30 protein-coding genes are annotated in these 26327 nt (G+C 71.1%); 15 read left to right on the forward strand and 15 right to left on the reverse strand.

The window, feature by feature from the left end:
* Positions 1-139: 139 nt before the first annotated feature.
* A complete protein-coding gene (locus IE317_RS00795; RefSeq protein ID WP_191306065.1) occupies positions 140-1351 on the reverse strand; it encodes an FAD-dependent monooxygenase in 1212 nt (403 codons plus the stop codon).
* A 77-nt stretch (positions 1352-1428) separates the two neighbouring features.
* On the opposite strand from IE317_RS00795, the gene IE317_RS00800 reads away from it, so the two are divergent.
* On the forward strand, positions 1429-1962 hold the full coding sequence (locus tag IE317_RS00800) for a TetR/AcrR family transcriptional regulator (protein ID WP_191306066.1): 534 nt from the start codon (positions 1429-1431) through the stop codon (positions 1960-1962).
* A gap of 83 nt (positions 1963-2045) precedes the next feature.
* A complete protein-coding gene (locus IE317_RS00805; RefSeq protein ID WP_191306067.1) occupies positions 2046-2540 on the forward strand; it encodes a pyridoxamine 5'-phosphate oxidase family protein in 495 nt (164 codons plus the stop codon).
* Here IE317_RS00805 and IE317_RS00810 read toward each other — a convergent pair.
* From IE317_RS00810 to IE317_RS00820, 3 genes are read right to left on the reverse strand one after another with little or no spacing between them, the layout of a single operon-like run.
* The gene (locus tag IE317_RS00810; RefSeq protein ID WP_191306068.1) at positions 2537-4159 is read right to left on the reverse strand and encodes an acyl-CoA dehydrogenase family protein; all 1623 of its coding nucleotides are present in this window, start codon (positions 4157-4159) and stop codon (positions 2537-2539) included. The two genes, IE317_RS00805 and IE317_RS00810, sit on opposite strands and share 4 nt — an antisense overlap.
* Positions 4143-4748, reverse strand: coding sequence for a TetR/AcrR family transcriptional regulator (locus IE317_RS00815; protein ID WP_191306069.1), 606 nt, complete (start codon positions 4746-4748; stop codon positions 4143-4145). The genes IE317_RS00810 and IE317_RS00815 overlap by 17 nt, the downstream gene beginning before the upstream one ends.
* A gap of 33 nt (positions 4749-4781) precedes the next feature.
* A complete protein-coding gene (locus tag IE317_RS00820) occupies positions 4782-5237 on the reverse strand; it encodes an SRPBCC family protein (protein ID WP_191306070.1) in 456 nt (151 codons plus the stop codon).
* A gap of 22 nt (positions 5238-5259) precedes the next feature.
* On the opposite strand from IE317_RS00820, the gene IE317_RS00825 reads away from it, so the two are divergent.
* On the forward strand, positions 5260-5871 hold the full coding sequence (locus tag IE317_RS00825; protein WP_191306071.1) for a TetR/AcrR family transcriptional regulator: 612 nt from the start codon (positions 5260-5262) through the stop codon (positions 5869-5871).
* On the opposite strand, the gene IE317_RS00830 is transcribed toward IE317_RS00825, so the two are convergent.
* The gene (locus IE317_RS00830; protein WP_191306072.1) at positions 5855-6418 is read right to left on the reverse strand and encodes a helix-turn-helix domain-containing protein; all 564 of its coding nucleotides are present in this window, start codon (positions 6416-6418) and stop codon (positions 5855-5857) included. The genes IE317_RS00825 and IE317_RS00830 overlap by 17 nt on opposite strands.
* Before the next feature lie 43 nt (positions 6419-6461).
* Between IE317_RS00830 and IE317_RS00835 the strand changes: the two genes are divergently transcribed.
* The 5 genes from IE317_RS00835 to IE317_RS00855 all read left to right on the forward strand — a co-directional run bounded on the left by IE317_RS00835 (position 6462) and on the right by IE317_RS00855 (position 9766).
* The gene (locus IE317_RS00835) at positions 6462-6977 is read left to right on the forward strand and encodes a GNAT family N-acetyltransferase (protein WP_191306073.1); all 516 of its coding nucleotides are present in this window, start codon (positions 6462-6464) and stop codon (positions 6975-6977) included.
* Positions 6978-7008: 31 nt separating this feature from the next.
* A complete protein-coding gene (locus IE317_RS00840) occupies positions 7009-7458 on the forward strand; it encodes an SRPBCC domain-containing protein (protein ID WP_191306074.1) in 450 nt (149 codons plus the stop codon).
* The gene (locus IE317_RS00845) at positions 7455-7799 is read left to right on the forward strand and encodes an ArsR/SmtB family transcription factor (protein WP_191306075.1); all 345 of its coding nucleotides are present in this window, start codon (positions 7455-7457) and stop codon (positions 7797-7799) included. Before IE317_RS00840 ends, IE317_RS00845 begins: the two co-directional genes overlap by 4 nt.
* A gap of 3 nt (positions 7800-7802) precedes the next feature.
* Entirely contained in the window at positions 7803-8243 is a 441-nt protein-coding gene (locus tag IE317_RS00850) for an SRPBCC family protein (protein ID WP_191306076.1), read from the forward strand.
* A gap of 542 nt (positions 8244-8785) precedes the next feature.
* Positions 8786-9766 (forward strand): tyrosine-type recombinase/integrase, encoded by a 981-nt coding sequence (locus IE317_RS00855; protein ID WP_191306077.1) that lies wholly within the window; start codon positions 8786-8788, stop codon positions 9764-9766.
* Positions 9767-9821: 55 nt separating this feature from the next.
* Here the strand turns inward: IE317_RS00855 and IE317_RS00860 are convergent, their stop codons facing one another.
* Positions 9822-10202 carry a hypothetical protein gene (locus tag IE317_RS00860; protein WP_191306078.1) on the reverse strand — a complete coding sequence of 127 codons (381 nt, stop codon included), beginning with the start codon at positions 10200-10202 and terminating at the stop codon, positions 9822-9824.
* A gap of 66 nt (positions 10203-10268) precedes the next feature.
* Between IE317_RS00860 and IE317_RS00865 the strand changes: the two genes are divergently transcribed.
* Complete coding sequence (locus IE317_RS00865) at positions 10269-11060, forward strand: glycerophosphodiester phosphodiesterase (protein WP_191306079.1); 792 nt, start codon at positions 10269-10271, stop codon at positions 11058-11060.
* 43 nt (positions 11061-11103) lie between these two features.
* Here IE317_RS00865 and IE317_RS00870 read toward each other — a convergent pair whose 3' ends face one another.
* Entirely contained in the window at positions 11104-11772 is a 669-nt protein-coding gene (locus tag IE317_RS00870; protein ID WP_191306080.1) for a transglycosylase family protein, read from the reverse strand.
* A gap of 244 nt (positions 11773-12016) precedes the next feature.
* Here IE317_RS00870 and IE317_RS00875 point away from each other — a divergent pair, with 244 nt between their 5' ends.
* From IE317_RS00875 to IE317_RS00885, 3 genes are all read left to right on the forward strand, one after another.
* Positions 12017-13417 (forward strand): MFS transporter, encoded by a 1401-nt coding sequence (locus IE317_RS00875; RefSeq protein WP_191306081.1) that lies wholly within the window; start codon positions 12017-12019, stop codon positions 13415-13417.
* A 21-nt stretch (positions 13418-13438) separates the two neighbouring features.
* Positions 13439-14203 (forward strand): thymidine kinase, encoded by a 765-nt coding sequence (locus tag IE317_RS00880; RefSeq protein ID WP_191306082.1) that lies wholly within the window; start codon positions 13439-13441, stop codon positions 14201-14203.
* A gap of 225 nt (positions 14204-14428) precedes the next feature.
* A complete protein-coding gene (locus tag IE317_RS00885; RefSeq protein ID WP_003081521.1) occupies positions 14429-14776 on the forward strand; it encodes an RNA polymerase-binding protein RbpA in 348 nt (115 codons plus the stop codon).
* A 270-nt stretch (positions 14777-15046) separates the two neighbouring features.
* Here the strand turns inward: IE317_RS00885 and IE317_RS00890 are convergent, their stop codons facing one another.
* Complete coding sequence (locus tag IE317_RS00890) at positions 15047-15655, reverse strand: NUDIX domain-containing protein (protein WP_191306083.1); 609 nt, start codon at positions 15653-15655, stop codon at positions 15047-15049.
* 48 nt (positions 15656-15703) lie between these two features.
* On the opposite strand from IE317_RS00890, the gene IE317_RS00895 reads away from it, so the two are divergent.
* A complete protein-coding gene (locus tag IE317_RS00895) occupies positions 15704-16453 on the forward strand; it encodes a DeoR/GlpR family DNA-binding transcription regulator (protein ID WP_191306084.1) in 750 nt (249 codons plus the stop codon).
* Here the strand turns inward: IE317_RS00895 and IE317_RS00900 are convergent.
* From IE317_RS00900 to IE317_RS00915, 4 genes are read right to left on the reverse strand one after another with little or no spacing between them, the layout of a single operon-like run.
* Positions 16386-17189, reverse strand: coding sequence for a PIG-L family deacetylase (locus IE317_RS00900; RefSeq protein WP_191306085.1), 804 nt, complete (start codon positions 17187-17189; stop codon positions 16386-16388). The genes IE317_RS00895 and IE317_RS00900 overlap by 68 nt on opposite strands.
* Before the next feature lie 26 nt (positions 17190-17215).
* Positions 17216-17983, reverse strand: a complete 768-nt coding sequence (locus IE317_RS00905; RefSeq protein WP_191306086.1) for a polyprenol monophosphomannose synthase — start codon at positions 17981-17983, stop codon at positions 17216-17218.
* A 26-nt stretch (positions 17984-18009) separates the two neighbouring features.
* The gene (lnt, locus tag IE317_RS00910; protein WP_191306087.1) at positions 18010-19620 is read right to left on the reverse strand and encodes an apolipoprotein N-acyltransferase; all 1611 of its coding nucleotides are present in this window, start codon (positions 19618-19620) and stop codon (positions 18010-18012) included.
* An 11-nt stretch (positions 19621-19631) separates the two neighbouring features.
* Complete coding sequence (locus IE317_RS00915) at positions 19632-21227, reverse strand: amidohydrolase (RefSeq protein ID WP_191306088.1); 1596 nt, start codon at positions 21225-21227, stop codon at positions 19632-19634.
* 120 nt (positions 21228-21347) lie between these two features.
* Here IE317_RS00915 and IE317_RS00920 point away from each other — a divergent pair, with 120 nt between their 5' ends.
* Positions 21348-22736, forward strand: coding sequence for a KamA family radical SAM protein (locus IE317_RS00920; RefSeq protein ID WP_191306089.1), 1389 nt, complete (start codon positions 21348-21350; stop codon positions 22734-22736).
* A 224-nt stretch (positions 22737-22960) separates the two neighbouring features.
* Positions 22961-23959, forward strand: coding sequence for a hypothetical protein (locus IE317_RS00925; RefSeq protein WP_191306090.1), 999 nt, complete (start codon positions 22961-22963; stop codon positions 23957-23959).
* Between the two features lie 43 nt (positions 23960-24002).
* On the opposite strand, the gene IE317_RS00930 is transcribed toward IE317_RS00925, so the two are convergent.
* The 3 genes from IE317_RS00930 to IE317_RS00940 form a co-directional block, all read right to left on the reverse strand.
* Positions 24003-24944 carry a hypothetical protein gene (locus IE317_RS00930; protein WP_229902393.1) on the reverse strand — a complete coding sequence of 314 codons (942 nt, stop codon included), beginning with the start codon at positions 24942-24944 and terminating at the stop codon, positions 24003-24005.
* A 249-nt stretch (positions 24945-25193) separates the two neighbouring features.
* A complete protein-coding gene (locus tag IE317_RS00935) occupies positions 25194-25640 on the reverse strand; it encodes a SitI3 family protein (protein WP_268246841.1) in 447 nt (148 codons plus the stop codon).
* Between the two features lie 15 nt (positions 25641-25655).
* Positions 25656-26324: a hypothetical protein gene (locus IE317_RS00940; protein WP_191306092.1), complete on the reverse strand. Its 669-nt coding sequence runs from the start codon at positions 26322-26324 to the stop codon at positions 25656-25658.
* Positions 26325-26327: the final 3 nt, after the last annotated feature.

Consider the following 26327-nt stretch of genomic DNA (forward strand, 5'->3'; position numbering starts at 1 on the left):
TTCCGCCGGGCCACTGGGGGTGCGGGCGCGCGGGGTTCTCCCCGCGCGCCCGCCCGGTTTCCACCGGTGACCGACACGGTTCGAAGCGAACCCGCTGTCGAAGCCGGAGGGGGCTGCCACCACGGGGTCCCCTCCGGCGTCAGGCCACCGCCTTCACCGCGTAGTCCTTGACCTGCATCGAGTCGTGCATGCGCACGCCGCCGGTGTTGAGTTTGGCGATCGCCCGCGTCAGCCCGGCCGGCAGCGCCGAGACCAGCTGGCCCCCTCGGGCCAGGGCCCACACCCCGGCGCGCGAGGCCGGGATCAGGCTCCGCGCCGCGCCGATCGCGAACGCCCGGCTGCGGCGCACCAGCTCACCCATCTCCCGCTCGTACGCGGCGAAGGCCCGCTCGTGGTCCCCGTTCGCCGCGGCCAGCTCGCCGGCCAGGACGTACGCGCCCAGCACCGCGAGGCTCGTGCTGCCGCCGACCGCCGGGCCGGGGCAGTAGCCGGCGTCGCCGACGAGCGTCACGCGGCCGCGGGACCACCTGTCCAGCCGCAGCTGGGTGATCGAGTCGAAGTAGAACGGGCCGGGGCCGTCGAGCTCGGCCAGCCAGCCGTCGACCTGCGGGTGCATCCCGGAGAACGCTGCCCGGAGCAGCTGCTGCTGCCGGGAGACGTCGCGGTGGTGGTACTCGAGCGGCTCGTCGCGGCGGAACAGGAACACCGCGCGCGCGTCGTCCAGGTGCCCGGCGCTGTAGAGGGAGGCGGTGCGGCCGGGGCCGAGGTGGGTGACGGCCTCACCGTCGAGACCCAGGGTGTCGGGCAGGGACAGCACCGCCAGGTACGCGCCGATGAAAGTCGTCAGCCCGGCCTCTTCGCCGAACACCAGGCGCCGGACGTTCGAGTGCAGCCCGTCGGCGCCGACGACGACGTCGAACCGGCGGGCCGGCGCGTGCTCGAAGGTGACCTCGCCGTCGGGGGAGATGGCAGTGATCGAGTCGCCGAAGAGGTACTCGACGTCGTCGCGGCCCGCCTCGTAGTAGATCTCGGACAGGTCGTCGCGCATCACCTCGACGTGCCGGTCGGAGGTGGCCTGGAAGACCTTGGCCAGGTCCACCCGCAGCGGCCTGGGGTTGCCTTCGCGGTGCAGCGTCATCCGGGTGGTGCCGGTGGCCACGGCGGCCACCCGCGGCAGGACGCCCATCTTCTCGGTGATGTCCATGGCGGGCCGGAACAGGTCGACGGCGTGGCCACCGGTCTTGCGCAGCGCCGGCGCGCGCTCGACGACGGTGACGTCGAAGCCGTGGCGGGTGAGCCAGTACGCCAGTACCGGACCGGCGATGCTGGCGCCGGAGACGAGGATCCGCACGAGTACCTCCCTGACTTAACGGTAGGTAAGTTGTACCACATCTCCTTACCTATCGTTAAGTCAGTTATGCTGGGCCGGTGCCGAAGCCCTCCGACACCAAGCAGCGCATCCTCGACGTCGCCCGCGACCTGTTCACCAGCCAAGGCGTCCAGCGCACCAGCCTGCAGGACATCGCCGACCGGCTCGGCATCACCAAACCGGCGCTCTACTACCACTTCCCGTCCCGCGAAGACCTGGTCCGCAGCATCGTCCAGCCGCTGCTCGACGACGGCGAGAGCTTCCTGCGCGACCAGGAAGCCCGCGGCGACGCCCCGGTGCGCGAACTGATCGAAGGCTTCTTCGACTTCAACCACCGCCACCGCGCCGACGTCGTCATGCTGCTGGCCGAGATGCCGACCCTGGCCGACCTCGGGCTGATCGACCGCGTCCTGGGCTGGCGGACCCGCCTCACCGAGCTGATCTGCGGCCCGTCACCCACGCTCGAACAGCAGGCCAGGGCCATCCTGGCGCTCGGCGGCCTGCAGGACGTCTGCATGCAGTTCCCCGACGTCCCGGTCGCCGACCTCAAGACCGCCGCGGTCGCCGGCGCGCTCGACGCCCTCGGCCGATAAAAATCTTCGCGGCGCGTGTCGAGAACGTCCGGGCGGCTCCGTCCCCGGGGCAGAAGAGACCGCCACCGGAGAAGGAGACCACCATGCAGCAGCACGAGATCGCCGAGGTGCTCGACCGCCCGCTCAGCCGCGAACTGCTCGCCCGCGACCTGACCCGGCTGGCCTACGTCGCCAAGGACGGCACCCCGCGCTCGATCCCCATCGCCTTCACCTGGAACGGCACCGAGATCGTGCTGTGCACGACGAAGAACTCCCCGAAGCTGCCGTCCCTGCGCGCCAACCCCGCGGTCGCCCTGACCATCGACACCGAGGTGCACCCGCCCAAGATCCTGCTCATCCGCGGCCGCGCGGAACTGGACGTCGTCGACGGCATCCCCGAGGAGTACCTGCAGATGAACGGCACCTACCAGATGACCCCCGAGCAGCGCGTCGAGTGGGAGCGCGAGGTCCGCTCGCTCTACGACGGCATGGTCCGGATCGTCATCACCCCGACCTGGGCCAAGCTGATCGACTTCGAGACCACCCTGCCCAGCGCGGTCGAGGAACTGGCCCGGCGGCGGGCCGAGCGCGTCGGCTAACCGATCACGGCGCGCTCGATGATCGCTCCCGTGTCGACGCCGCCCGGGAGCGTGCCGAACGCGATGCCCCAGTCGCCGCCGAAGCGGGACGCGCAGAACGCGTCGGCGACCGCCGGGTGGCCGTGGCGCACCAGCAGCGATCCCTGCAGCACCAGCGCCATCGCCTCGACCAGCCGGCGCGCCCGGTACTCGATGCCCTCGAGGTCGGTGAGCTCCTTGCGGACGCGGTCCACCGCGTCGTCGAGCCGGGCGTCGCCACCGGCGGCCCGCTCGACCTCGGCGAAGAACGCCGCCACCGACTCCGGTTGCTTGCCCATCGCCCGCAACGCGTCCAGCGCGGCGACGTTGCCCGAGCCCTCCCAGATCGACGACAGCGGCGCCTCCCGGTAGAGCCGCGGCATCCCCGACTCCTCGACGTACCCGTTGCCGCCGAAGCACTCAAGCGCCTCGGCCGCGTGCGCCGGCGCCCGCTTGCACACCCAGTACTTCGACACCGCCAGGCCCAGCCGCCGGAACGCCTGCTCCTGCTCGTCACCGCGCCGGTCGCCCGCCGCGGCCAGCCGCATCGCGACCGTCGTCGCCGCCTCGGACTCGATCACCAGGTCGGCCAGGACGTTCGCCATCAGCGGCTGGTCCACCAGCGCCTTGCCGAAGGCGTGCCGGTGCGTCGCGTGGTGCACCGCGCGGACCGCACCCAGCCGCATCCCGGACGCACTGCCCAGCGTGCAGTCCAGCCGGGTGTTGTTGACCATCTCGATGATCGTGCGGACCCCGCGGCCCTCCTCGCCGACCAGCCAGCCGACGGCGTTGTCGTACTCGATCTCCGACGACGCGTTCGACCGGTTGCCGAGCTTGTCCTTCAGCCGCTGCAGCCGGATCGGGTTGCGCGAGCCGTCCGGCAGGACACGGGGGAGCAGGAAGCACGACAGCCCGCCCGGCGCCTGCGCGAGCGTCAGGAACATGTCGCACATCGGCGCGGAGGTGAACCACTTGTGCCCGACCAGGGTGTAGCTGCCATCGGCGCTCGGCGTCGCGGTCGTCGTGTTCGCCCGCACGTCCGAGCCGCCCTGCTTCTCGGTCATCGACATGCCCGCCAGCAGCCCGCGCTTGGTGCTGGGCTCGCGCAGCCCGAAGTCGTACTCGGTCGCGGCCAGCAGCGGCTCGTACCGCGCAGCCAGCTCCGGGGTCGCGCGCAACGCCGGGATCGCCGCGTACGTCATGGAAATCGGGCAGCTGTGCCCGGCCTCGACCTGGCCCCAGACGTAGAACTTCGCCGCCCGCGCCGCGTGGACGCCCTCGCGGGGGTCCTGCCACGGCGTGCCGTGCAGGCCGTGCGCCGTCGCGACCTTCATCAGGTCGTGCCAGTGCGGGTGGAACTCCACCTCGTCGATCCGGTGGCCGTAGCGGTCGTGGGTGCGCAGCACCGGCTCGTTCTCGTTGACCAGCCGGCCCCACTCCTGGACCTCTTCGGTCCCGGCCAGCCGCCCCAGCTCGTGCAGCTCGCCGGCGGCCCAGCCCGCACCGGCGCCCTCGAGCCCGGCCAGCAGCGCCGGGTCGTCGGCGACGTCGTGCCCGGCCAGCGGCGGGACCTGGTTGGTGACTTCATGCGTGGCGGGCATCAGAACCTCCTAGAGCGCGAAGGATGAATGTGCGAAGCTCGGCGACATCGGTGGCGTTTCCGCTGGTCAACGGGCCGATGAGGACTTCGGCGGCGGCTCCGACCAGCGCCGCGGCGGTCAGCCGGCCGTCCTGGGGCGGCAGCGAGCCGTCCCGCACCCCGGCGGCGACGTGCTCGGCGATGACCTCGGTGTAGGCCCGCCGGAACTCCAGCCGCTCGGCGTCGATGAGCGCGTCGACCGGCTCGATGAGCAGGGCATAGGCCTGCTTCGGCGCCTTGAGAGCCCGCTGGGCGAAGGTGTCCACGGCGGCCAGCACGCGATCGGCCGGTTCCCCCGCCTCCGCCGACGCGGCCCGGACCGCCTCGACCTCCCGCGTCACGACCTGCCGGAAGACGTGCACGACCAGGTCGGCCTTGGTGGGGAAGTGCCGGTAGACGCTGCCGACGGCCACCCCGGCCCGCTCGGCGACCGCGGCGACCGAGCAGCCGCCGTAGCCGTGTTCGGCCAGCTGCCGCGTCGCGGCGGCGATGATCGTCTCGCGCTGGGCGTCGAGGCGTTCCTGCACCTTCGGGGTGCGGCGGTAGGGCACGTCAAGAAGTGAAGCACTGATTCACAGTTTCAGTCAACGTTCGAGCAACTGCTTCGCACCCCGCACCTCGGCCTCGACGTCGGCCCGCAGCTTCCGCCGCAGCACCGGCTCGACCAGCCAGCGCAGGGGAGCGGCGAACCCGAACGCGATCCGCCGCCGCACCCGGATCCCCCCGCCCACCGGCACGCACTCGAAGTGCGCCTCGAACGTCGAAACCCGGCGCGCGAGGCGGTTCTCCGGCCGGTCGGGCAGCTGGACGTCGACCCGCCGGCCGGGGGTCAACGTCATCCGGGAGACGATCTTCGGGCCCGGCCCCAGCCCGGGCAGCGCCGAGCGGAACCGGAACTCGGTGACGTCACCCTCGGTGCGAACCCAGTCGATCCGCCCCAGCTTGCGGTCGATCTCCGCGTACCGGCGCGGATCCATGACCAGCGCCAGGAACGCCTCCGGCGGGCACGACACGAACTCTTCCACGGTCACCTCAACCATAGAAAGAGAGTAGTTTCTCACTATGGCTCGGACAACCCCCGGCGTCACCCGCCGCCGCATCCTCGACGAAGCCGTCCGCCTCTTCGCCACCCGCGGCTACGACACGACGTCCATCGCCGACATCCAGACCGCCTGCGGCCTCCACCCCGGCAGCGGCGCCCTCTACAAGCACTTCCCCTCCAAAGCAGCCGTCCTCGAAGCCGCCGTCCACGACAACCTCGCGCGCTTGGCCGCCCGTACCGCGGAAACCGCCGACACCCAGCTGCCCGACGACCCCCGCGAAGCCCTGCGCCTCCTCGCCGACGTCGTCTGGGCGTTCATGGCCGCCGACCGCGACCTCATCCGCCTGATGATCCGCGAATTCGCCGGCTTCCCGGAGCTGTTCGAGCAGATGTGGCAAGGCGTCGTGGCCACCGTCTACCGCCGCGGCACCGAGTGGATCACCACCCTGCGGGACCAGGGGAGAGCCGCCGTGCCAGACCCGGAAGCCACCGCAGCCGTGCTCGTCGCGTCGCTGACCTACTACCCGATCCTCGACGTCCTCATCGGGCACACCCCCGGCGACCTCGCGCCCGACCGTTTCCTCGCCGCCTGGCTCGACTCCTCGGTCGCCGCCCTCAACCTGCGCGCTTGACCAGCGCGACCAGGTACCGGCACACCACCGGCCCCGGGTTCACGAACACGCAGTCCGCGGCCGGCCCCAGCTGCAGGCAGTCGCCGGCGGCCAGCTCGTGCACCTGGGCCCCCTCGTGGAACCGCAGGTGCCCGGCCAGCACCCAGATCTGCTGGTGCAGGAACGCATACGTCCCCGCCACCAGCGGTACCTCCACCCCCGGCGGCAGCTCCACCTCCACCAGCTCCAGCGGACGCCCGGCCGCGGGGGACACCGACCGCCGCCGGTAGCCCGTCTCCGGGTCCGTCCACACCGGCTGCTCCGCCGCCCGCGCCAACCGCCGCTCGTCGCCTTCGGCGCGCGCGATGAGCTCCGACAACGTCAGCCCCAGCGCGGCCGACAGCTTCGCCAGCAACGCCGCCGTCGGCTGCACGTCACCCCGCTCGATCTTGCCGATCATCGCCCGCGACACCCCCGACGCCTCGGCGAGCGCGACCGCCGAGAGACCTCGTGCCGTGCGGGCGGCGTGCACGGTGGCGGCCAGGCGAGCAGTCAGGGGATCGGTCATAACTCTGGATACTATACGAGCCGTCATGGCTACCATAGGAGCCATGATTCGAGACGCCACCCCCCACGACGCCGCCGCCTGTGCCGCCCTCTACACCCCCTACGTCACCGACACCGCCATCTCCTTCGAAACCGAACCACCCGACACCCCCGAAATGGCCCGCCGCATCGCCGTCGCCCACGCGTGGTTCGTCCTCGAAGACGAAGGACACATCGCCGGCTACGCCTACGCCACCCGCTTCGCCGAACGCGCCGCGTACCGGTGGTCCTGCGAAACGAGCATCTACCTCGAACAAGGCCGCCGCCGCACCGGCGCCGGCCGCGCCCTCTACGAAGCACTGTTCCAGCGGCTGCGCGACCGCGGGTTCTGCCGCGCCTTCGCCGGCATGACCCTCCCGAACGACGCCAGCGCCGGACTCCACCGCGCCCTCGGGTTCGAGCCCGCCGGCGTCTACCGCCGGGTCGGCTGGAAACACGGCGCCTGGCACGACGTCGCCTGGGTCCAGAAAGACCTTCGCGCAACTGAAGGTTGCACATCGGCACCCGCCGAGCTAACGTGACACGCAACCAAACGTTGCACAAGGAGCTCGCATGGAACACGGCACCATCGAACGGGAAATCCACGTCGACGCCCGCCCCGAAGTCGTCTTCGACGTCGTCAGCAGCCCCCAGCACCTCCGCGAATGGTGGCCCGACGAAGCCGAATACCCCGTCGAACCCGGGGGAGAAGGCCGCATCGCCTTCGGCGGCTCCTGGGTCCGGTTCACCGTCGTCGACGCCATCCCGCCCCGGCACTTCTCCTTCCGCTGGACCCACGCCGACGGGGAGACCGCCGCCCCCGGCAACTCCTTCCTCGTCGTCTTCGAACTCGAACCCGACGGCACCGGCACCCGCCTCCGGATGACCGAAACCGGCTTCCGCGAACGCGGCTGGGACGAAGCCAAGATCGCCGCCGAACACGCCGACCACGTCAGCGGCTGGGACCACTTCCTCTCCCGGCTCCCCACCTACGCCACCAAGGTCGCCGGAGCCACCCCGTGAGCACCGCCGTCGACGACGACCTCTGGTCGGCCATCGGCGACCCGACCCGGCGCCGCATGCTCGACCTGCTGCTGACCGAGGGGAGTGGCACGGCGACCAGCCTCAGCGAACACCTCCCGGTGACCCGGCAGGCCGTCGCCAAGCACCTCGCCGTCCTCGACCGCGCCGGGCTCGTCCACGCCCACAGCGCCGGCCGCGAAAAGCAGTTCCACGTCGACGAAGCCCAACTGGCCCGCGCCGTCGCCCAGCTCACCGACGTCGGCAACACCTGGGACGCCCGGCTCCGCCGCATCAAGCACATCGCCGAAACCATCGAAAAAACCATCGAGAAGAACGGGTAGAAAATGGACATCCTGCACCGCATCGGCATCCGCGACGCCACCCCGCAGAAGGTCTACGACGCGATCACCACCATCGACGGCCTGGCCGGCTGGTGGACCGAGAAGACCGAAGGGGAGACCGGCGTCGGCGGCGTCATCGCCTTCCGCTTCATCCCGGGCGGCTTCGACATGAAGGTCCTCGAACTCGACCCGGGCAAGCTCGTGCGCTGGGAAGTCGTCGACGGGCCACCGGAGTGGCTCGGCACGACCATCCGGTGGGACCTCGAGCAGCGCGAGGACTACACGATCATCCTGTTCAAGCACGAAGGCTGGCGCGACGCCGGCGAGTTCATGCACCACTGCAGCACGAAGTGGGCGAGCTACCTGTTGAGCCTCAAGCAGCTCGTGGAAACCGGGGAGGGCGCCCCGAGCCCGCGGGACGTGCAGATCAGCGACTGGCACTGACGTTACTTGACATAATGTACATTATCGGCACTTGGTGACGTGCTGGGCGGGCGGCCGGGAGGGGCGCCGAACCCGGGGTCGGGCTTGTTCGGATTACGGGAGCGTTCACTTCGCCAGGACGGCTCCTGTCGAGGTTTTGACCCTCCCGCTTGACCGGCGGTCGCCTCATTCGGGCCCTGGGAGGCCCGAGAGCATCCCCTGAGAGGCGTGAGCTCGTGGTCCAGCCACTCAGCCTCAAAACGTCACGGTGACGAAATCGGCCAGGGGTCGTGAGTGAGAAACAGCGTTAAAACACGGTTTCTCACTCACGACCCCTGGGGCCCGGCGGCCGTCCTGTGCTTTCCGGGCCCTGGGCTGGTGTCGAACATGTGTGCGCACGGCTGCCCTCGAGGCAGCAGGAGCGCTGAAGCCCGAGGAAACGGCCTCAGGAAGACGTCGTGTCCCCCAAGGGGAAGATCCGGGGTCAGACCGGCATTTCATGCATAATTGCCATTATGCATGAAATGCCGGGTTCGGGGGCGGCCGCGGAAACTGTCGGTGGTGTGCGGTACAAGATCCACATGAAGGTTTCCGAGGCCCAGCAAGCCTTCTTCGCCGCTCGCCGTCCGCGCAAGGACTCCCCGCACACGACCGACGCCTACCGCCGCGATCTCGCCGGCATCACCACTCTCCTGGTTTCGGAGCTCGGCCGTCCGGCCGAGGATCTCGAAGTCGCCGACCTCACCGGACCGGCGCTGCGGTCGGCGTTCGGCGCGTTCGCCGACGGGCACGCGAAGAGCTCGGTGCTGCGGGCGTGGTCGACGTGGAACCAGTTCCTCACGTTCTGCGTGGCCGACGGGCTCCTGGCGGGCAATCCGATGGGTGCGGTGGCGCGGCCGCGGACGCCGGCGTTGACGCCGAAGCCGTTGCGGGGTGAGGAAACCCCGGAGCAGCTGCTGTCGGCGGCGGCCGCCGGGTCGCGGCGGGCGCGGGATCCGTGGCCGGAGCGGGACGTGCTGGTGATCGCGCTGGGGCTGGTGGCGGGGTTGCGGGCGGCGGAGATGCGGGCGCTGACGTCGCGGTCGCTGGTGGGGCGGGCCGGTGAGCTGCGGTTGCACGTGAAGGGCAAAGGCAGCCGGGATCGGTCGATTCCGGTGCAGCCGGTGCTGGCGGAGCTGATCGAGCGGTACCGGGCGTCGTGCCGGGTGCGGTTCCCGAACGTGCGGTTCTCCCCTGGTTCGCCGTTGTTGCTGGATCGGGCGGGTGAGCCGATCGGGCGGGGTGCGCTGGAGTACCTGGTGAAGTCGTGTTACCGGGGTGCGGGGTTGCACGACCGGGTGCCGGTGGGGGCGAATCTGCACGCGTTGCGGCACACGTTCGCGACGCGGCTGGCGGAGGACGGGGCGACGGCGTCGGAGATCATGGCGTTGCTGGGGCACGCGAGTTTGGCGACGAGCCAGAACTACATCGAGGCGACGGGCCGGGAGCAGCGTGCGGCGGCGGCGAGCAACCGGACGTACCGGGCGTTGGACACGTTGGGCTGAGCCAGGCTCGTGAGTGGGAAACAGTGTTCTGACGCTGTTTCCCACTCACGAGGGGTCAGCGGAGTTGTTCGAGGTCCTTGGCGGCGCGGGCGATTTCGGCGGCGAGTCCGCGGAGTTCCCGGGGGTCGGCGCCGTCGTCGGCGGCGGTGACGATGTCTTCGGCGGCGCAGCGGAGCTGGAAGAGGCGGTCCTGGAGGGCGGCGATTTCGGTGTCGGAGAGCACGACGGCATCTTCGGGGAGGCCGCTGCGCTGGAGTGCCGTGCGGCGTTCGTAGGCGCGCTGGCGGCAGGATTGGCCGCAGTAGCGCCGGCGGCGGCCGACGTTGCCGCCTTCGGGGAGGCGTCGTCCGCACCAGCCGCAGTGCTTGGGGGCGCCTCGGCGGGCCGGGGCGAGTTCGATGGTGGTCGGCTGGGTCAGTTCGGCGGCGTCCCTCACCCGGGAGACCCTAGCTGGCCATCGTTTGCTCATGCCGGGGTCATGGCGGAAGGGCACACTTGGGGGATGCAGGCTTCGTTTCCGTACCTGGCCGATCCGGTCCCCCGTGCCTTCGCGCACCGGGGGTGGCACCTCGATGAGCTCGAGGGGCTGGAGAACTCGTTGCCGGCGTTCAAGCGGGCGTGTGCGGAGGGGTACCGGTACCTCGAGACGGATGTGCACGCGACGGCGGACGGGGTGGTGGTGGTCCACCACGATCCGGACCTCGATCGGACCACGGACGGGTCCGGGCCGATCGCGGGGCAGACGTGGGAGCAGCTGAAGAACGTCAAGGTGGGTGGGAAGGCGCCGTTGTCGCGGCTGGAGGACGTTCTCGAGGAGCTGCCGGACGCGCGGTTCAACGTGGATGTGAAGGCGGATCGGGCGGTGGAGCCGTTCGTGCGGGTGCTGGAGCGGACGAAGGCGTTCGACCGGGTGGCGGGGGCGGCGTTTTCGGACGCGCGGCTGGTGCGGTTGCGGAAGCTGGCGGGGCCGCGGCTGGTGACGGCGATGGGGCCGCGGTCGGCGTTGGCGTTGTGGGTGCGGGGCCGGTTGCCGCTGTTGCCCCTCGGCCGGCTGGTGCTGGGCGCGATGGCGCAGGTGCCGGTGCGGCAGGGGGTGTTGCGGGTGGTGGACAAGGCGTTCCTGGCGATGGCGGGGCGTTCGGGCATCGAAGTGCACACGTGGACGATCGACGATCCGGCGGAGATGCGGATGCTGCTGGATCTGGGGGTGCACGGGATCGTGACGGATCGGCCGGATCTGCTGCGCGAGGTGCTGATCGAGCGGGGCAAGTGGCAGCAGTCCCAGCAGCCGTGAGTGGTAAGGCGGGTTAGAACCCGCTTTACCACTCACGAGGGGGTCAGCGGGGTGGTTTGCCGGTCCAGGCGGCTTCCCAGGTTTTGGGGCCGAGGAGGCCGCTGTCCTTGATGCCGTTGGCGCGCTGGAGGTCGAGGACGGCGGTGCGGGTCTTGTCGAGGTAGCAGCCGGTGCCGGTGAAGCCGTAGCCGAAGGCGTTCATGCGCAGTTGGAAGGTCTTGAGGGGGTCGGCGCAGTCGCCGTAGCGGTAGACGACGCCGGGCCAGGCGGGCCGAGGGCCGCCGGGGCCCGGGGGTGGGGCGGGCAGGTCTCCCCCGCCGATGTAGGCGGATTCGGCGTAGGTGGGGACGCGTTTGCTGCGGGCGTCGGCGTCGGCGGCGAGCTTGAGCATGCCGGCGCACTGCCAGGGTTGCCAGCCGCGCATGCGGTAGAGGTAGAGGGCGCGGTAGTCCTGTTCGGCGGGGGCGGCCTGGTCGGGTCGGCCTTTTCCGCCGACGCTGCGCCAGGTGGGCAGGTCGAACTGGTAGGCGCCGTAGTAGCCGTTGCCGGTGTTGGTGGCGTAGCGGCCGCTGGATTCGCACATGCGGAGCTTGGCCCAGGCGCTCGACGCGGGGTCCGCGGAGGCGGTGGCGGGGGCGGTCAGCGGCAGACCCATGGCGGCGACGGCGAGGAGCAGCAGTCTCGCCACGGTGCGTCGGCGGTTCTGGATCATGGGTGCACAGTAGGAGCGTGTCCCGGTGACCACAACAGACACGATAGGCACTTCAGTCTCACATGAATCACTGTTCACTTTTGCCGTCGACACGCCGTGAGCGGCGAACCGGGTGCGGCGGCGGGTGGGTGGATGATCACGAAGCGACAACCCGGACACGGTTTCGGTGGCGCGGTCATCGGGTGATCGCCTCCCCCGTAGTCTCCGCGCTGACCTGGAAGTTCTCGATCCGAAGGAGCCGTGGATGACGCTGGCCGGGACGCACTCGACGAAGCGCGAGCGCTGGGGCTGGTACTTCTACGACTGGGCGAATTCGCCGTTCTATTCGTCGACGACGACGGTGTTCGGGGCGCTGTCGATGAGCCCCGTCGCGGCGGCGGACGCGAAGGCGAACATCACCCTTAACGGGGACCGTGCGTGCCTCGATGCGGCGGGTCATCCGGACACGTTGAACAACTGCGACGTGACGTTGTTCGGGTTGCACTTCCCGGCCGGTTCGGTGTGGGGGTACCTGCTGTCGGTGGCGACGGTGGTGCAGGTGCTGGTGCTGCCGATCGCGGGTGCGGTGGCCGACCGCAGTCACAACAAGCGGCGGATCCTGGGCGGGTTCGCGTTCCTGGGTGCGGCGGCCGCGGCGGGGATGTTCGTCCTGACCGGCTCGGATTGGCAGCTGGGGGCGGCGCTGTTCATCGTGGCGAACATCGGTTACGGGGGTTCGCTGGTCGTCTACTACTCGTTCCTGGCCGACATCGGCGGGCCGGACGAGCGGGACGGCATCTCGGCGAAGGGCTGGGCGTTCGGGTACCTGGGTGGCGGGCTGGCGCTGGCGTTGCAGCTGGGGTTCTACCTGAAGCACGACCTGTTCGGCGTGGATCAGGACCTGGCGGTGCAGATCTGCTTCCTGACGTCGGGGCTGTGGTGGGCGGCGTTCACCATCCCGGCGGTGCGGCGGCTCCCCCGGCGGCACGTTCCGGTCGACGTCGCGCCGGGGCGGTCGGTGCTGCGGGCGGGGTTCACGGAGCTGCGGCAGACGCTGGTGGCGGCGAAGGCGTACCCGTTGACGCTGGCGTTCCTGGGCAGCTACCTGGTCTTCACCGACGGGATCAACACGGTGGTGACCGTGTCGGCGCAGTACGGCAAGGACGAGCTGGGGTTCGGCAACAGCGTGCTGATCGTCACGATCCTGGTGATCCAGTTCGTGGCGTACCTGGGTGGGACGCTGCACGGGCTGGTGGCGCGGCGGATCGGGGCGAAGCGGACGATCCTGGGCAGCCTGGCGGTGTGGATGCTGGTGCTGGCCGGGGCGTACTTCGTGCAGCCGCGTCAGATGCTGCAGTTCCTGGCGGTGGCGGTGGGGATCGGGCTGGTGCTGGGTGGGACGAACGCGTTGTCGCGGTCGTTGTTCAGCCAGATGATCCCGGCGGGCAAGGACGCGCAGTACTACTCGCTCTACGTCGTGGGCGAGCGGGGGACGTCGTGGCTGGGGCCGCTGGTGTTCGCCGGGGTGGGGCAGGCGACGGGGTCGTTCCGGCTGGCCATCGTGGCGTTGGTGGTGTTCTTCGCGGTGGGGTTGGTGCTGGTGTGGCTGGTGCCGGTGCGGCGGGCGATCGTCGCGGCGGGCAACCGTCCGCCGGAGGTGTTGTAGCCACCGATAGGGTCGGGCGTCGTGACCTTGCTCAACGACCAAGCCGCCGGCCCTGATCCCACCGATGCCCTGTCGTCGGTTCCCGCGGCCGGTTCGCGCCGGGGGACGCCGCCGGTGGGCAGGCTGAAGTTCTGCTACGGGCCGATGGACTGCGGGAAGTCGACCCTGGCGCTGCAGATCGATCACAACCACGCGCGGCAGGGCCGCCGGGGGCTGGTGCTGGTGCGCCACGACCGGTCGGGTGCGCCGCAGATCTCGAGCCGGATCGGGCTGACCCGGCAGGCGGTGGAGGTCGGTGAGGACACCGACGTGCGTGACCTGGTGCGGCAGGAGTGGGCGCAGGGGCGGCACGTGGACTACGTCGTGGTGGACGAGGCGCAGTTCCTCTCCCCCGGTCAGGTCGACCAGCTGGCGGAGCTGGCCGACGAGGTCGAGATCGACGTGTACTGCTTCGGGATCGCGACGGACTTCCGGAGCCGGTTGTTCCCGGGTGCCGCTCGCCTGTTCGAACTGGCGGACGAGTTGCAGCCGGTTCAGGTGGAGGTGTTGTGCTGGTGCGGGCTGCCGGGGCGGTTCAACGCGCGGGTGGTCGACGGCGAGGTCGTGCGCGAGGGCGACACCGTTGTCGTGGCAGATACCGAACAATCCGTAGTTGAAACTTCAGCTTCAGCACGTTTTGAGGCCGAATTCGCTACTGTGCGTTATCAGGTATTGTGTCGCCGCCACTTTCGATCAGGTGACTTGGGCCCGGTTACCGCCCATCACGGTCAGTTACGGTTGACCTGACCGAGACGTGAGTAGCCCATCCGGGGGATCTCAGCACTAAGAGGCCGTATTGACGTCACGCCAGAGCGCGAAATGCCTCCTACTAGGAGAAGCTGATGCAGGCGGGTGACGCAGCTCATCGTGAGCAACGACATGGTGTCCCGGGAATCCTCCGGATCCCTGGGTCGTTGCATAGGGTGAGCAACACCCTGGCTCCACCCCGGAGCTGACTGAAAGGACCCCATCATGGCCGACCGTGTTCTTCGTGGAAGCCGGCTGGGAGCGGTCAGCTACGAGACCGACCGCAACCACGACCTCGCCCCACGCCGCACCGTGCGCTACGCCTGCCCGAAGAACCACGAGTTCGAGGTGCCGTTTTCCGACGACGCCGAGATCCCGACGGTCTGGGAGTGCCGCCTGCACGGGAGCGAATCGGAGATCGTCGATGGCGGGCAGCCCGAGCAGAAGAAGGTCAAGCCGCCGCGCACCCACTGGGACATGCTGCTCGAGCGGCGCACGATCCCCGAGCTCGAGGACCTGCTCAACGAACGTCTCGCCGAGCTGAAGGGCCGCCGCACCTCCCGGTCGGCGTGACCCTCCCGGCTTCGGCCTTGTAGCCCAGCTCCCACCACAACGGAAAGGCCCCCGCGACCTCCCCCCGCGGGGGCCTTTCGCATGCCCGGAGGGTCGGCCTGCGTACCCAGCCAGTCGGCTTGCGTACCTGAAGAGTCGGCCTGCGTACCTGGACGGTCGGACGCCTGGCGGCCCCTCAGCCGCACAATCCGACTCCCCCGGTGCGCGGACCGACCCTCTGGATACGCAAGCCGACTCTTCAGGTACGCAGGCCGACCATCTACGTGCGGGCTAGGCCGGGCGGAAGGGGCCGTGGAGGGCGGCCCACTGCAGGAGCATGATGGTCTTGGCGTCGGCGATCTCGCCTGTTCCGATCATGTCCAGGGCCTTGGTGAACGGGAGTTCCAGGACCTCGATGTCCTCGCCCTCCTCCGCGATGCCGCCGCCTTCACCGCGGACGGCGGGGTCGTAGGGCGCGGCGTAGCAGTGCAGGCGCTCGGTCACCGAGCCCGGGCTCGTGTAGACGTCGAACACGTGCTCCAGCTCGCCGATCCGCACGCCCGTCTCCTCCTCGGCCTCGCGGCGGATCGCGGTCTCCGGGTCGTCGGTGTCGAGCAGGCCGGCCGCCGTCTCGACGAACATGCCGTCCGGGTGGTCGTTGACGTAGACCGGGTAGCGGAACTGGCGGGTCAGCAACACCGTGCCGTTCTGGAGGTCGTAGAGCAGCACGGTGGCGCCGTTGCCGCGGTCGTAGGTCTCGCGCTGCTCGGTGGTCCAGCGGCCGTCGCCGTGCTGGTAGTCGAACGTCGTGCGGCGCAGCACGTACCAGGCCGACGACAGCAGCTCCACGTTGGTGACCCGGACGCGCGGGTTGCGGGACAGGGTTGTCGAAGAGGTCATGCCCCGACCATAATGTGCATGATTCGGAAAGAACAAGGAGGATCGTGCATGCTGGTCGGGGAACGCCGTGAACTGCTGCTCGCCCGGCTCGCCGCCGAGGGCAAGGTGCTGGCCAAGGACGTCGCGGCCGAGCTCGGGGTTTCCGAGGACAGCATCCGCCGGGACCTGCGCGACCTCGCCGCGGCCGGGCTCTGCCAGCGCGTCTACGGCGGTGCGCTGCCCGTCTCCCCCGCCGTCGCCGACTACGCGAGCCGGACCGCCATCGCCAAGGACGGCAAGGACCGGGTGGCCAAGGCGGCGGCCGCGCTGGTCCGGCCCGGCTCGACCGTGATCCTCGACGGCGGCACGACCACCCTCGCCGTCGCGAAAGCCCTCCCGGAAGACCTCGAGGCCACCGTCGTCACCCACAGCCCGACCGTCGCGGTCGCCCTCCTCGACCACCACGGCGTCGAGGTGTTCCTGCTGGGCGGACGGCTGTTCCGGCACTCGGCGGTCACCTGCGGGGCCGCCGCGGCCGAGGCCGCCCAGTCGATCAGCGCCGACGTCTTCCTGCTCGGCGTCACCGGCGTCCACCCCGAAGCCGGCCTGACCACCGGCGACGCCGACGAAGCCGCGATGAAACGCACCCTGGCCCGGCGCGCGGCCGACACCTACGTGCTGGCCAGCGCCGAAAAGCTCGGCGCGGCGTCACGGTTCACCGTGCTGCCCTTCGGCGACGTCGCCGGCGTCGTCACCGACGCCGACGACCAGAACGTGCAGGAACTTGCAGAGCGGGGTGTGGCGATCCTGCCGGCGTGACTTCGGCGTACCACTCGCGGCCGGCGACCAGCCCGAACAGCGGCGCCGGCAGCCACACGAGCACCCGCAGCACCGCCGAGAGCCGCCCGCTGCCGCGCACGTCCGACACGTGCGCGGCCAGCGCCGCCTGCTTGCGCGCGGCGAAGCGCCGCACGTCGAACCGGTGGGTGATGGCCGAGGCCGGGCTGTAGGTGTGCCCGAGCGCTTCGGCGTCGTAGTCGAACGGGATCCGCAGCGCCCGGACCACCCGCACGAACCGCTGCGCGAAGTCGCGCGGCAGGGTGGCCTCCAGCAGCCGCGTTCCGGTCAGCCGGGCCGCCCGGCGGGCCACCTGGTGCACCTTGACGTGATCGGGGTGTCCGTAACCACCGTTGCCGTCGTAGCCCAGCAGCAGGTCCGCGCGCTCCTCGTGCAGCACGGCCGCGAGCCGGTGCGCGGCTTCCTCGGTGTCCGCGCGGGCGAAGCGCTGCCTCCCCGGCGGGTCCGCGTACAGCTGCGGGCCGTGACCGCTGTCGGCGTAGCCCAGGTGCACGACCCGGTGCACGCCGAGGATGGCCGCGGCCGCCTCCAGCTCCGCCCAGCGCGGTGTCGGGTGCTCGGCGGCCATGCCGTCGGTGGCCACGACGACCACCACCCGGTGCCCGTCGGCCGCGGCACGGGCCAACGTGCCGCCGCTGAGCAGGACGGGGTCGTCGGCGTGGGCGTGGAGGGCCACGATGGTCGTCACCGGGCCCATGATGGCCCAGAACGGCCGAAAACGGCTCAGGCGCGCTTGACGAGCTTGCGCAGCTGGTGCCAGCGGCGCTCCGCGCCCCACTTGGCCACCCGCAGGAAGGCCTCGCGGATGATCGAGCCGCTCATCTTCGACTCGCCGATCTCGCGCTCGGTGAAGGTGATCGGGACCTCGACGATCTCGAACCCGGCGTCGGCCGTGCGGATCGTCAGGTCGATCTGGAAGCAGTAGCCGTGCGAGTTGACCTCGTCCAGGGCCAGCTTCTCCAGCACGCGGCGGCGGTAGGCGCGGAAGCCGGCGGTGATGTCGCGGGTCCGCATGCCCAGCGCGAGCTGCGAGTAGACGTTGGCGCCGCGGGAGAGGATCTGGCGGTTCACCGGCCAGTTCACGACGCTGCCGCCCGGCACGTACCGCGAGCCGATCGCCAGGTCGGCGTCGCCGACCGCGTCCAGCAGGCGGGGCAGGTCCTCGGGGGCGTGCGAGCCGTCGGCGTCCATCTCGACGATCGTGTTGTACTCCCGGGCCAGGCCCCAGCGGAACCCGGCGATGTAGGCGGCGCCGAGGCCGGCCTTCTCGGTGCGGTGCAGCACGTGGACGTGGTCGTTGGCGGCCGCGCGCTCGTCGGCGAGCTCGCCGGTGCCGTCCGGGCTGCCGTCGTCGACCACGAGCACGTGCACGTCCGGGAGTGCCTTGTGCAGGCGATCCAGGATCGGGCCGAGGTTCTCCCGCTCGTTGTAGGTCGGGATCACCACCAGCACCGGCTCGATTTCCCGGGCCCCCCGCGGCGCCTGCGACATCCGTGCTCCTCCGATATCCGCGGCGGTCAGTCCGCCGCTTCCCCTGCCGTGCCGGCGCTGCTGCGCCGGGTGCGAAAACGGAGTACGAGCCCACCGGCCACCCCGGCGATCGCCAGAGCCAGCAGCCCGTACTCCGTCCACGCACCTAGTCGATCCGACAGCGTAGTCTGCGTCCGCAGCGGGACGCGCCCGACCAGGGAATCCGCCGTGAAAAGGCCCGTTGAGCTGGTCACCGTCCCGTCCGGGGCGACGATCGCGCTCACCCCGGAGACCGCCGAGACCACGACGGCGCGGCTGTGCTCGACCGCCCGCAGCCGCGACATGGCCAGCTGCTGCACGCTCATCTCGCTCTCGCCGTACCAGGCGTTGTTGGTGGGGACGACGAGAAGTTCGGCGCCGTCGCGCACGGCGTCGCGGGCCGGGTAGTCGAACGCTGCTTCGTAGCAGATGAACACGCCGACCTTCGTGCCCGCGGCGGTCATGGTCTGGTTCGCGCCGTCGCCGGGGACCATGTCCACGGTTTCGTTGTCGAGGAACGGCGTGACGAGCTCGGCGACCTTGCGGGCGGGGACGTACTCGCCGAAGGGCACCAGCTGCTGCTTGGCGTAGCGCGCGCCGGGCCCGGTGCGGGGGTCCCAGGCGATGACGGAGTTCTGCAGGTGCCCGTCCGGGAGCCGGTAGATCGCGCCGATGAGCGCCGGGGCGCCGAAGTTCGCGACGAGTTGGTCGACCTGCAGGTCCGGGCCGGTGACGGTGGTGGCGCTCTCCGGCCACACCAGCAGGTCCGGCTTGGGGACCTTCCCGGCCCGGATGGCCGCGAGCAGCCGCCGGCTTTCGGCGATGGTGTTGTCGCGCAGGACGGTCCGCTCCCCCTGCAGGGCCAGCCCGATGTCCGGGGCGTTGCCCTGGACGGTCGCGACGGTGCGCTCGCCGTCCTGCGCGCCGGTTCCGATGGTCGGCCACAGCGCCAGGCCGGCGACGACCGGCAGCAGCGCGGCCAGTGCGGTGAGGACCGCCGGCCGGGTGAGCTTGCGCACCTCCCACAGCCGGGCGGCGAGGCCGGCCAGGCAGAAACCGGTGAGGACGACGGCCAAGCCGACCAGCGGGGCACCGCCGACCGAGGCCAGTGGCAGGAACGCGCCCTCGGGCTGGCTGAAGGCGACCCGGCCCCAGGGGAAGCCGCCGAAGGGGAACCACGCGCGCGGTGTCTCCAGGGCGATGAACACCAGCGCGCCCCACAGCGGGGCCGCGGGCAGCCGGGACACCAGCGTGATCAGGCCGCCGGCCAGGCCGTGGTAGAGCGCGAGGGCGAAGGACAGGCCCAGCCACGGCCAGGGGCCGAAGTCCGGGCCGAGGAAGTCCAGCAGCCAGGTCAGCAGGGGCAGGAAGAACACGAACCCGAAGGCGAACCCGTAGCCGAAGCCGGCCCGGAACCGGCGTCCGCGCAGCACGAGGGCCAGCCCGGCGAAGGCCAGCGGCGCGAGCCACCACAGCGGGCGCGGCGCGAAGCTCAGGTAATAGGCGAATCCGGACGCCAGGGCGGCGGCCGGCCGCAGGAGCCACGCGCGGGGAAACCGCCGGGTGCGCGCGGGCTGGTGCTGGGCGCCCGGTTCGGGATCCGCCACGGTGACTGCCACGGGTGCCAACTCTAGGTCAGCGCGTCGTGGAGGACTTCACCCGCGCGGACCGTGCGCAGGCACCGCGGGAGGGTGGCGTCCGGTTCGAGCCGGGGCAGGGGCGGGACACCGGCGCGGGGGTCGGTGGACCAGCGCTGCACGCGGCTGTCGGGGGTGGCCACGACGAGGTCGGTGGCGTCCCAGATCGCGTAGTGCGCGGGGGCGCCCGGGACGAGGCTGCCGGTGACGCCGTCGTTGACGCCGGCCGCGCGGTGCCCGGCGCGGGTGTGGGCGGTGAAGGCCGCCCGCGGGGACAGGCCCGCGCCCGGCGTCCGGTGATAGGCCGCGGCGCGGACGCTCGCCCACGGGTCGAGCGGCGTGACCGGCGCGTCGGAGCCGAAGGCGAGCAGGACGCCTTCGGCGGCCAGGGTCGAGAAGGGGTTGAGCCCGGCCGCGCGGTCCGCGCCGAGGCGTTCGGCGTACATGCCCTCCGGGCCACCCCACAGGGCGTCGAACAGTGGCTGCATCGAGGCGGTCACGCCCCAGCCGGCCAGGTGCTTGGCCTGCTCGGCGGTGACCATCTCCAGGTGCTCGAGCCGGTGGTGGCGGGCGGTCAGTGCGCGCTGGCCGACTTCTTTTTCGGCCAGCCGGAAGCCTTCGACGACTTCGGCGACGGCGGCGTCGCCGATGACGTGGAAGCCGGCCTGCAGCCCGGCTTCGGTGCAGGCGGCGAGATGCTCGGCGATGCGGTGCGCGTCGAGGTAGCGGGTCCCTTCGCCGGGGTGGTCGGCGTAGGGGTGGGTCAGCGCGGCGGTGTGGGAGCCGAGGGCGCCGTCGACGAACAGGTCGCCGGCCAGGCCGCGGGCGCCGAGGTCGCGGGCGGTTTCGACGGCGCCGAGTTCGCCCCAGTACCCGACGACCTCGGGCGTGCCCGGTCCGGCGAGGGCGAGGAGGGCGGCGAGGTCGTCGCGGCCGGAGATGTCGGGGCCGGCGCATTCGTGGACGCTGACGATGCCCTGCCGCGCCGCCTCGGCGAGGAAGGCGCGTTGGGCCCGTTCGCGCTGCTCGGGGGTGATGGCGGCACGCACGGCCGCGCGCACGGCGTGGTGGGCGGCGCGGGTCAGCGGGCCGTCGGGCGACCAGCCGTCGGCGTCGCGGGCGGCGGGGGCCAGCTCGACCAGCGCGGTGGAGACCAGCGCGGAGTGGACGTCGACCCGGCTGAGGTAGACCGGCGCGCCCCCGGCGGCGGCGTCGAGCTCGGCGCGGCTGGGCAGGCGCGGGTCGGTCCAGGTGGTCTCGTCCCAGCCGTGGGCGAGCAGGACCTGGCCGTTGCGGGCGGTTTCGCGCACGCGCGCCAGCAGGTCGGCGCGGCTGCGGACGCCGGTGAGGTCGAGGCCGGTCAGGTGCAGGCCGGTGGCGGTGGCGTGGACGTGCGCGTCGACGAACGCGGGGGCGACGAAGGCGCCGTGGAGGTCGACGATCTCGGCGTTCGCGTGCAGGGCGCGGGCCGGGGCGTCCTGCCCGACCCAGACCACGGTGCCACCGGTGATCGCCATCGCCGTGGAGTCGGGGCCGGCGGGGGTGTAGATGCGCCCGCCGAGCAGGAGCGTCGTGTGTTCGTCCGTCACACCCCTGAGTCTGCCCCCTGCGTCCAGGTGGGGGACGACGACCCGGCAGGCAGGAAGATTTACTCCGTGAGAACGTTATGACAGGATATTTTAACGCGTTCCCGACGACTAGGAGTACAAGTGACTGCGACCCAGGAACCTGTGACGCCTGCCGCCGCCTTCGACCAGCCCTACGAGTACGCCCGCGCCGAGCTGGTGGAACCCGACTGGCGCCGCTTCCCGGGCTGGCACGACGTGACCGAGGCCGAGTGGCGTGACGCGCAGTGGCAGCGGGTGCACTGCGTCCGCAACGTCAAGCAGCTGCGCGCGCTCATGGGCGACCTGCTGGAGGAACGCTTCTACGACGACCTGCTCGCCGACCAGCGCGAGATGGCGACGATGTCGATGCTGCTGCCCCCGCAGATGCTCAACACGATGGCCCCGACCGCGGGCACCGATCCGGCGAAGGTGACCGAGGCGTTCTACGCCGACCCGATCCGCCGCTACATGCTCCCGGTGCGCAGTGACCGCGACCCGGCCTGGCCGAGCCACCCGCATTCGGAGCGCGACTCCCTGCACGAGGCCGAGATGTGGGTCGTGGAGGGCCTGACCCACCGCTACCCGACGAAGGTGCTGGCCGAGATGATCTCGACCTGCCCCCAGTACTGCGGTCACTGCACCCGCATGGACCTGGTCGGCAATTCGACCGAGACGGTCGAGAAGCACAAGCTGACCCTCAAGCCGGTCGACCGCCAGGACGCGATGATCGCGTACCTGAAGAAGACCCCGGGCGTCCGCGACGTGGTGGTCTCGGGCGGCGACGTGGCCAACGTCCCGTGGCCGCAGCTGGAGTCGTTCCTGATGCGCCTGATGGACATCGACACGGTCCGCGACATCCGCCTGGCGACCAAGGCCCTCGCGGCGCTCCCCCAGCACTGGATCCAGCCGAAGGTCGTCGAGGGGCTGGAGCGCGTCGCGGTGACGGCCCAGCGCCGCGGGGTCAACCTGGCGATCCACACCCACGTCAACCACGCCCAGTCGGTGACGCCCCTGGTGGCGGAGGCGGCCCAGACGGCGTTGAACGTCGGCGTCCGGGACGTGCGCAACCAGGGCGTGCTGATGCGCGGGGTGAACGCGACGCCCGCCGCTCTGCTGGACCTTTGCTTTGCGCTGCAAGGGGAAGCGAACATCCTGCCGTACTACTTCTACATGTGCGACATGATCCCGAACGCGGAGCACTGGCGCGTCGCGGTGTGGGAGGCACAGGAACTGCAGCACGCGATCATGGGGTACCTGCCGGGGTACGCCACGCCGCGGATCGTCTGTGACGTGCCTTATGTGGGGAAGCGGTGGGTGCACCAGCTGGCCGAGTACGACCGGGAGCTGGGGATCTCATACTGGACGAAGAACTACCGGACGGGGATCGAGCTGGAGGACCCGGAGGCACTGCAGCGGCGGTACCCGTACTACGACCCGATCTCGACGCTGCCGGAGGCCGGTCAAGCCTGGTGGGCGAATCGCTCCCGCTGACGCCGGCGCATCACCGTCCGAGACGAGACCCGAGGGGGCGCCGGCCGAGCCCGGTCCGGGCGGTGCGCGCCCCCTCGGCCGTCTCCGCCGTTTCTGACCGCGGCGCGGGCTCGCCAGTGGCCGGCGTCGGGGGTGGCAGCTAGGCCGGACGGGTGAGGCAGCTCAACCCGCGGGCGTGGTGGGGCGTGGAGTCGGCATCGACCGATTCCGAGGGGGAATTCCGTATGTTCCGACGTGCTGCCGCGCTCACCTTCGCGGTACTCGCCCTGGGCGCCGCCGTCACGGCGCCGTCCGCCGCCGCGGGCGAGGCCTGCACCTGGACGGCGCACAAGATCGTGGCGCCCGAGGGCTACTTCGACACCGACGTCACCATCACGGGGACCGACAGCCACGGCAACTACTCCGGGCACGTCCTCGACCGGAGCGTCGACATGGGCAAGGTCGTCCTCTGGACCGACGGCGAGCCCCGCATCCCGGGCGCGCTCGCGCCGTTCGTCTACCCGCACGTCGCCGACGAGAACTCCGCCGGCACCGTGCTGCTGGACGGTGGTCTTCCGGCGACGGGGCAGGGCGTCTACCTGTTCAGCGGCGGCCACCGCGGTCCCGGCACGCTGACCCGCCTGCCCGACCCGCCCGGATACCGGCTCGAATCGGCCGTCGCGCTCAACGACCGCGGTGATGTGCTCACGTCCGCCACGTCACTCTCGGACGGCCACCGGGTGAGCGTCCTCTGGTCGATCCTGGCCGCGGGACCGCGGATCATCGACGTCCCGGACCGGTCCGGCATGGACCTCGACGACGACGGCACCGTGCTGCTGGGCGCCCCGGACAACAAGCTCGGCGGGCTCTGGCGGGCCGGCGTGGTCACCCCGCTGACCGGTGAAGACCGTCCGGTGCTGATCCGGCAGATCCGCAACGGCGTCGTGGTCGGCACGGCGATCGACTCGTGGCCCGCTTCGCGCGCCTTGGCGTGGCACGGCCCGGCCGACCCGCGCCCGCTCGAACAGGGCGGGACGGCGGAAGCGACCAACAAGCACGGACTGATCGCGGGCAGCCTCACCAACCTGATCGGACCGTCCGCGGTGTGGCAGGACACCAAGCTGCTCGGCCTGCTGCCGTTCCCGGACGGCGGCGACGCGGACGTGTACGTCGTCGGCGACGACGGCGTGATCTTCGGCAACACCAGCGGCGATCACGCCGCGCTGCGCTGGACCTGCGGCTGACCGGCGAGGGGCGGCGGCTGGTGCGCGTCCGCAAGGCCCCACGTCACGCGGGACGGAAGCTGCCCAGGCAGGGGTAACCGGGCAGACCGGCTTTGACCGGTTTGCCCGCCTGCGGGTAGCCCAGCAGCCACAGCTGCCCGGTCATCGCGACGTTCGCGGCCAGCGAGATGTCCGCGGTGAGCCGGAACCGCGTCTGGCGCCCGTCCGGGTACAGCGCCCAGCCCGTCAGCCGGACCGCGGTACGCGCCCGCGGGACGAACGGCGTGTCGAGCGCGACTCGCAGTTCCACCCAGCTGCTGCCGGTGATCGGGCGGCGGATCCGCAGGCTGCCGACGACCGTCAACGCTCCCAGCATCAGGAAAACCGCGCTGCCGCCGCCGATTCCGCCCACCGCGGCCGCGTCCGCGATGCCGCCGGGTCCGGGATCCGTCACCGACGAGGCGAGCGCGATCCCTGCCGCGCCCAGCGCCACGAACGTCACGCCGGCGACGGCCGACCGCCGGGCCTGGAACGCCCGGTGCGCGGCGATCACCGGATCGTGCGACGGCGGCGTCGGGTGGCGCGAGATGAGTTCGGCAGGCACCGCTCCGGCCACGGGCGCGTCCTCGATCCGCGCGGTCCGCACCCACATCGCACCCGGCACGCGGACGAACACCCGCCGGCCCGTGCCGAGCACCCACAGCCGTCGCTGGCCGGTCAGTTGCACGCGGGGGCCGTCGGTGAGGCGGGTCCGCAGCCAGCGTCCGTCCGGCAGCCGCACCGAGACCCGCGAGCCCTTCGTGAACAACCCGTCCGCCGCGATGTCGAGCCGGTGGTACGGCTCTTCGAAATGACCTCGGACGCGCCGGTAGAGGACCAGGACGTAGGTCCATACCGCCAGCAGACCGCCGAAGGTGCCCAAGTAGAAGTAGGGCAGCGGGCTCTCCCACCCTCCGGTGAGCATCAGCAGCACGCCCGACAGGACAAGCGCGCCACTGAGCCCCATGCGGACAATGGTCAGTTCGGTCAGTTTCTGGACAAACCCGGCAAACAACGGTTCGGTGCCCGACGGCACATTCGGAACGGGCTCGTGGACGCGAACTCTGTCCGTGCCGGAAATGCTGTCCATGCCTTGTCCCCCATCGGTTCGCGTGCTCGGCCGCGGCAGCGTATCCGGCGGGAGAAACGGAACTTTGACCGGAGGTGCAATTCCGCGGAATAGGGGGATCAGACGTCGCGGAGGCGCCGGAGGTGCTCAGCGGAACGCCATCGGCCGCCGTTCGTAGGGTTGCGGGAGGAGGGCGAGCCGCTGGGGGCCCCACAGGGTGTCGTTGACCGTCAGCCGGCCGGCGAGGCGGTGCAGCCACACCTCGGAGTACTGGGAGTGGAAGAGCGCGTCGCCCGGGATGCGGGCCAGCACGGCGAGGACCAGCCGCAGCACGTCGGTTTCCTGGCTGTCGAAGTCGCCGGTCTTGCTGAGGCCGAAGACGACCTCGACCGTCGGCGCGAACCCGAACTGGTTCTCCACCGGGTCGGGCGGGTCGTACTCGGCGGCGTCGACGCTGAACCACCCGCCGCCGCGCAGCGAGGCTCCCGCGGCGTCGTGCTCGGTGACGGCACCGGGGACGGCGTCGACGAGGACGGCCAGCACCGCCTTCGGCGTGGTCGCCGCGCCGAGGTCGAGTTCGTAGGTGATGGACATGGTCACGCCCTGCCGCTACTGGGGGAAAGCATCGATGATGGCGCCGTTCTTGTCGATGATCTTGACCTCGGTGAGCCCCTTCACCGTGGGGAGGAGCGCTTTCATGTCCGCTACGGACATGGTGCTCCTCTCCATGTTGATGACGATGTACGGGGTCTGTTCCTTGACCTTCTTGCGCAGTTCCCGCCGGATGGTCTCCCGGTTGTCCCTCGGCGCGTAGTTGTCCCACAGCTTCCCCTCCATCTTGTAGTCGGGGTTGCTGCGGCCGTTCACCCCCACCTCCGGCGGGTTCTGGTCGATGCGGTAGCCGGCCCGCGCGAGGACGGTCGCCGAGTCGTTTTCGATCCGGAGGTTGTCCCGGTTCTCCGCGCTACCGGAGGAGGTGTCGCTCGGGGTTCCGCCGGGCCGGGCGTTCGGGTCGGGCTGTCCCGAGGGCTGCGTGTGCGCCGTCGACGGGGGCGGGGTGGGCGGATCGCCCGGTTTGCCCCCGCCGCCGGCCTGGCCTTCTTCCAGTTTCGCCCGGATGACCTCGTGCGCGGGGCCGACACCCGCGCTCGCGTCGACGGCGCCGGACCGCAGCGGCGGCTTCCCGTCCCCCGGTTGATCGGCGCCGTCACCCGGCTTGCCGTGGCCCGGCTTGCCGTCGCCGGGTTTGCCGGAGGGGGTTCTGGGTTTGCCCGTCATGAC

Origin of the sequence: Amycolatopsis bullii, assembly GCF_014654205.1 — a bacterium.
Lineage (GTDB): Bacteria > Actinomycetota > Actinomycetes > Mycobacteriales > Pseudonocardiaceae > Amycolatopsis > Amycolatopsis plumensis.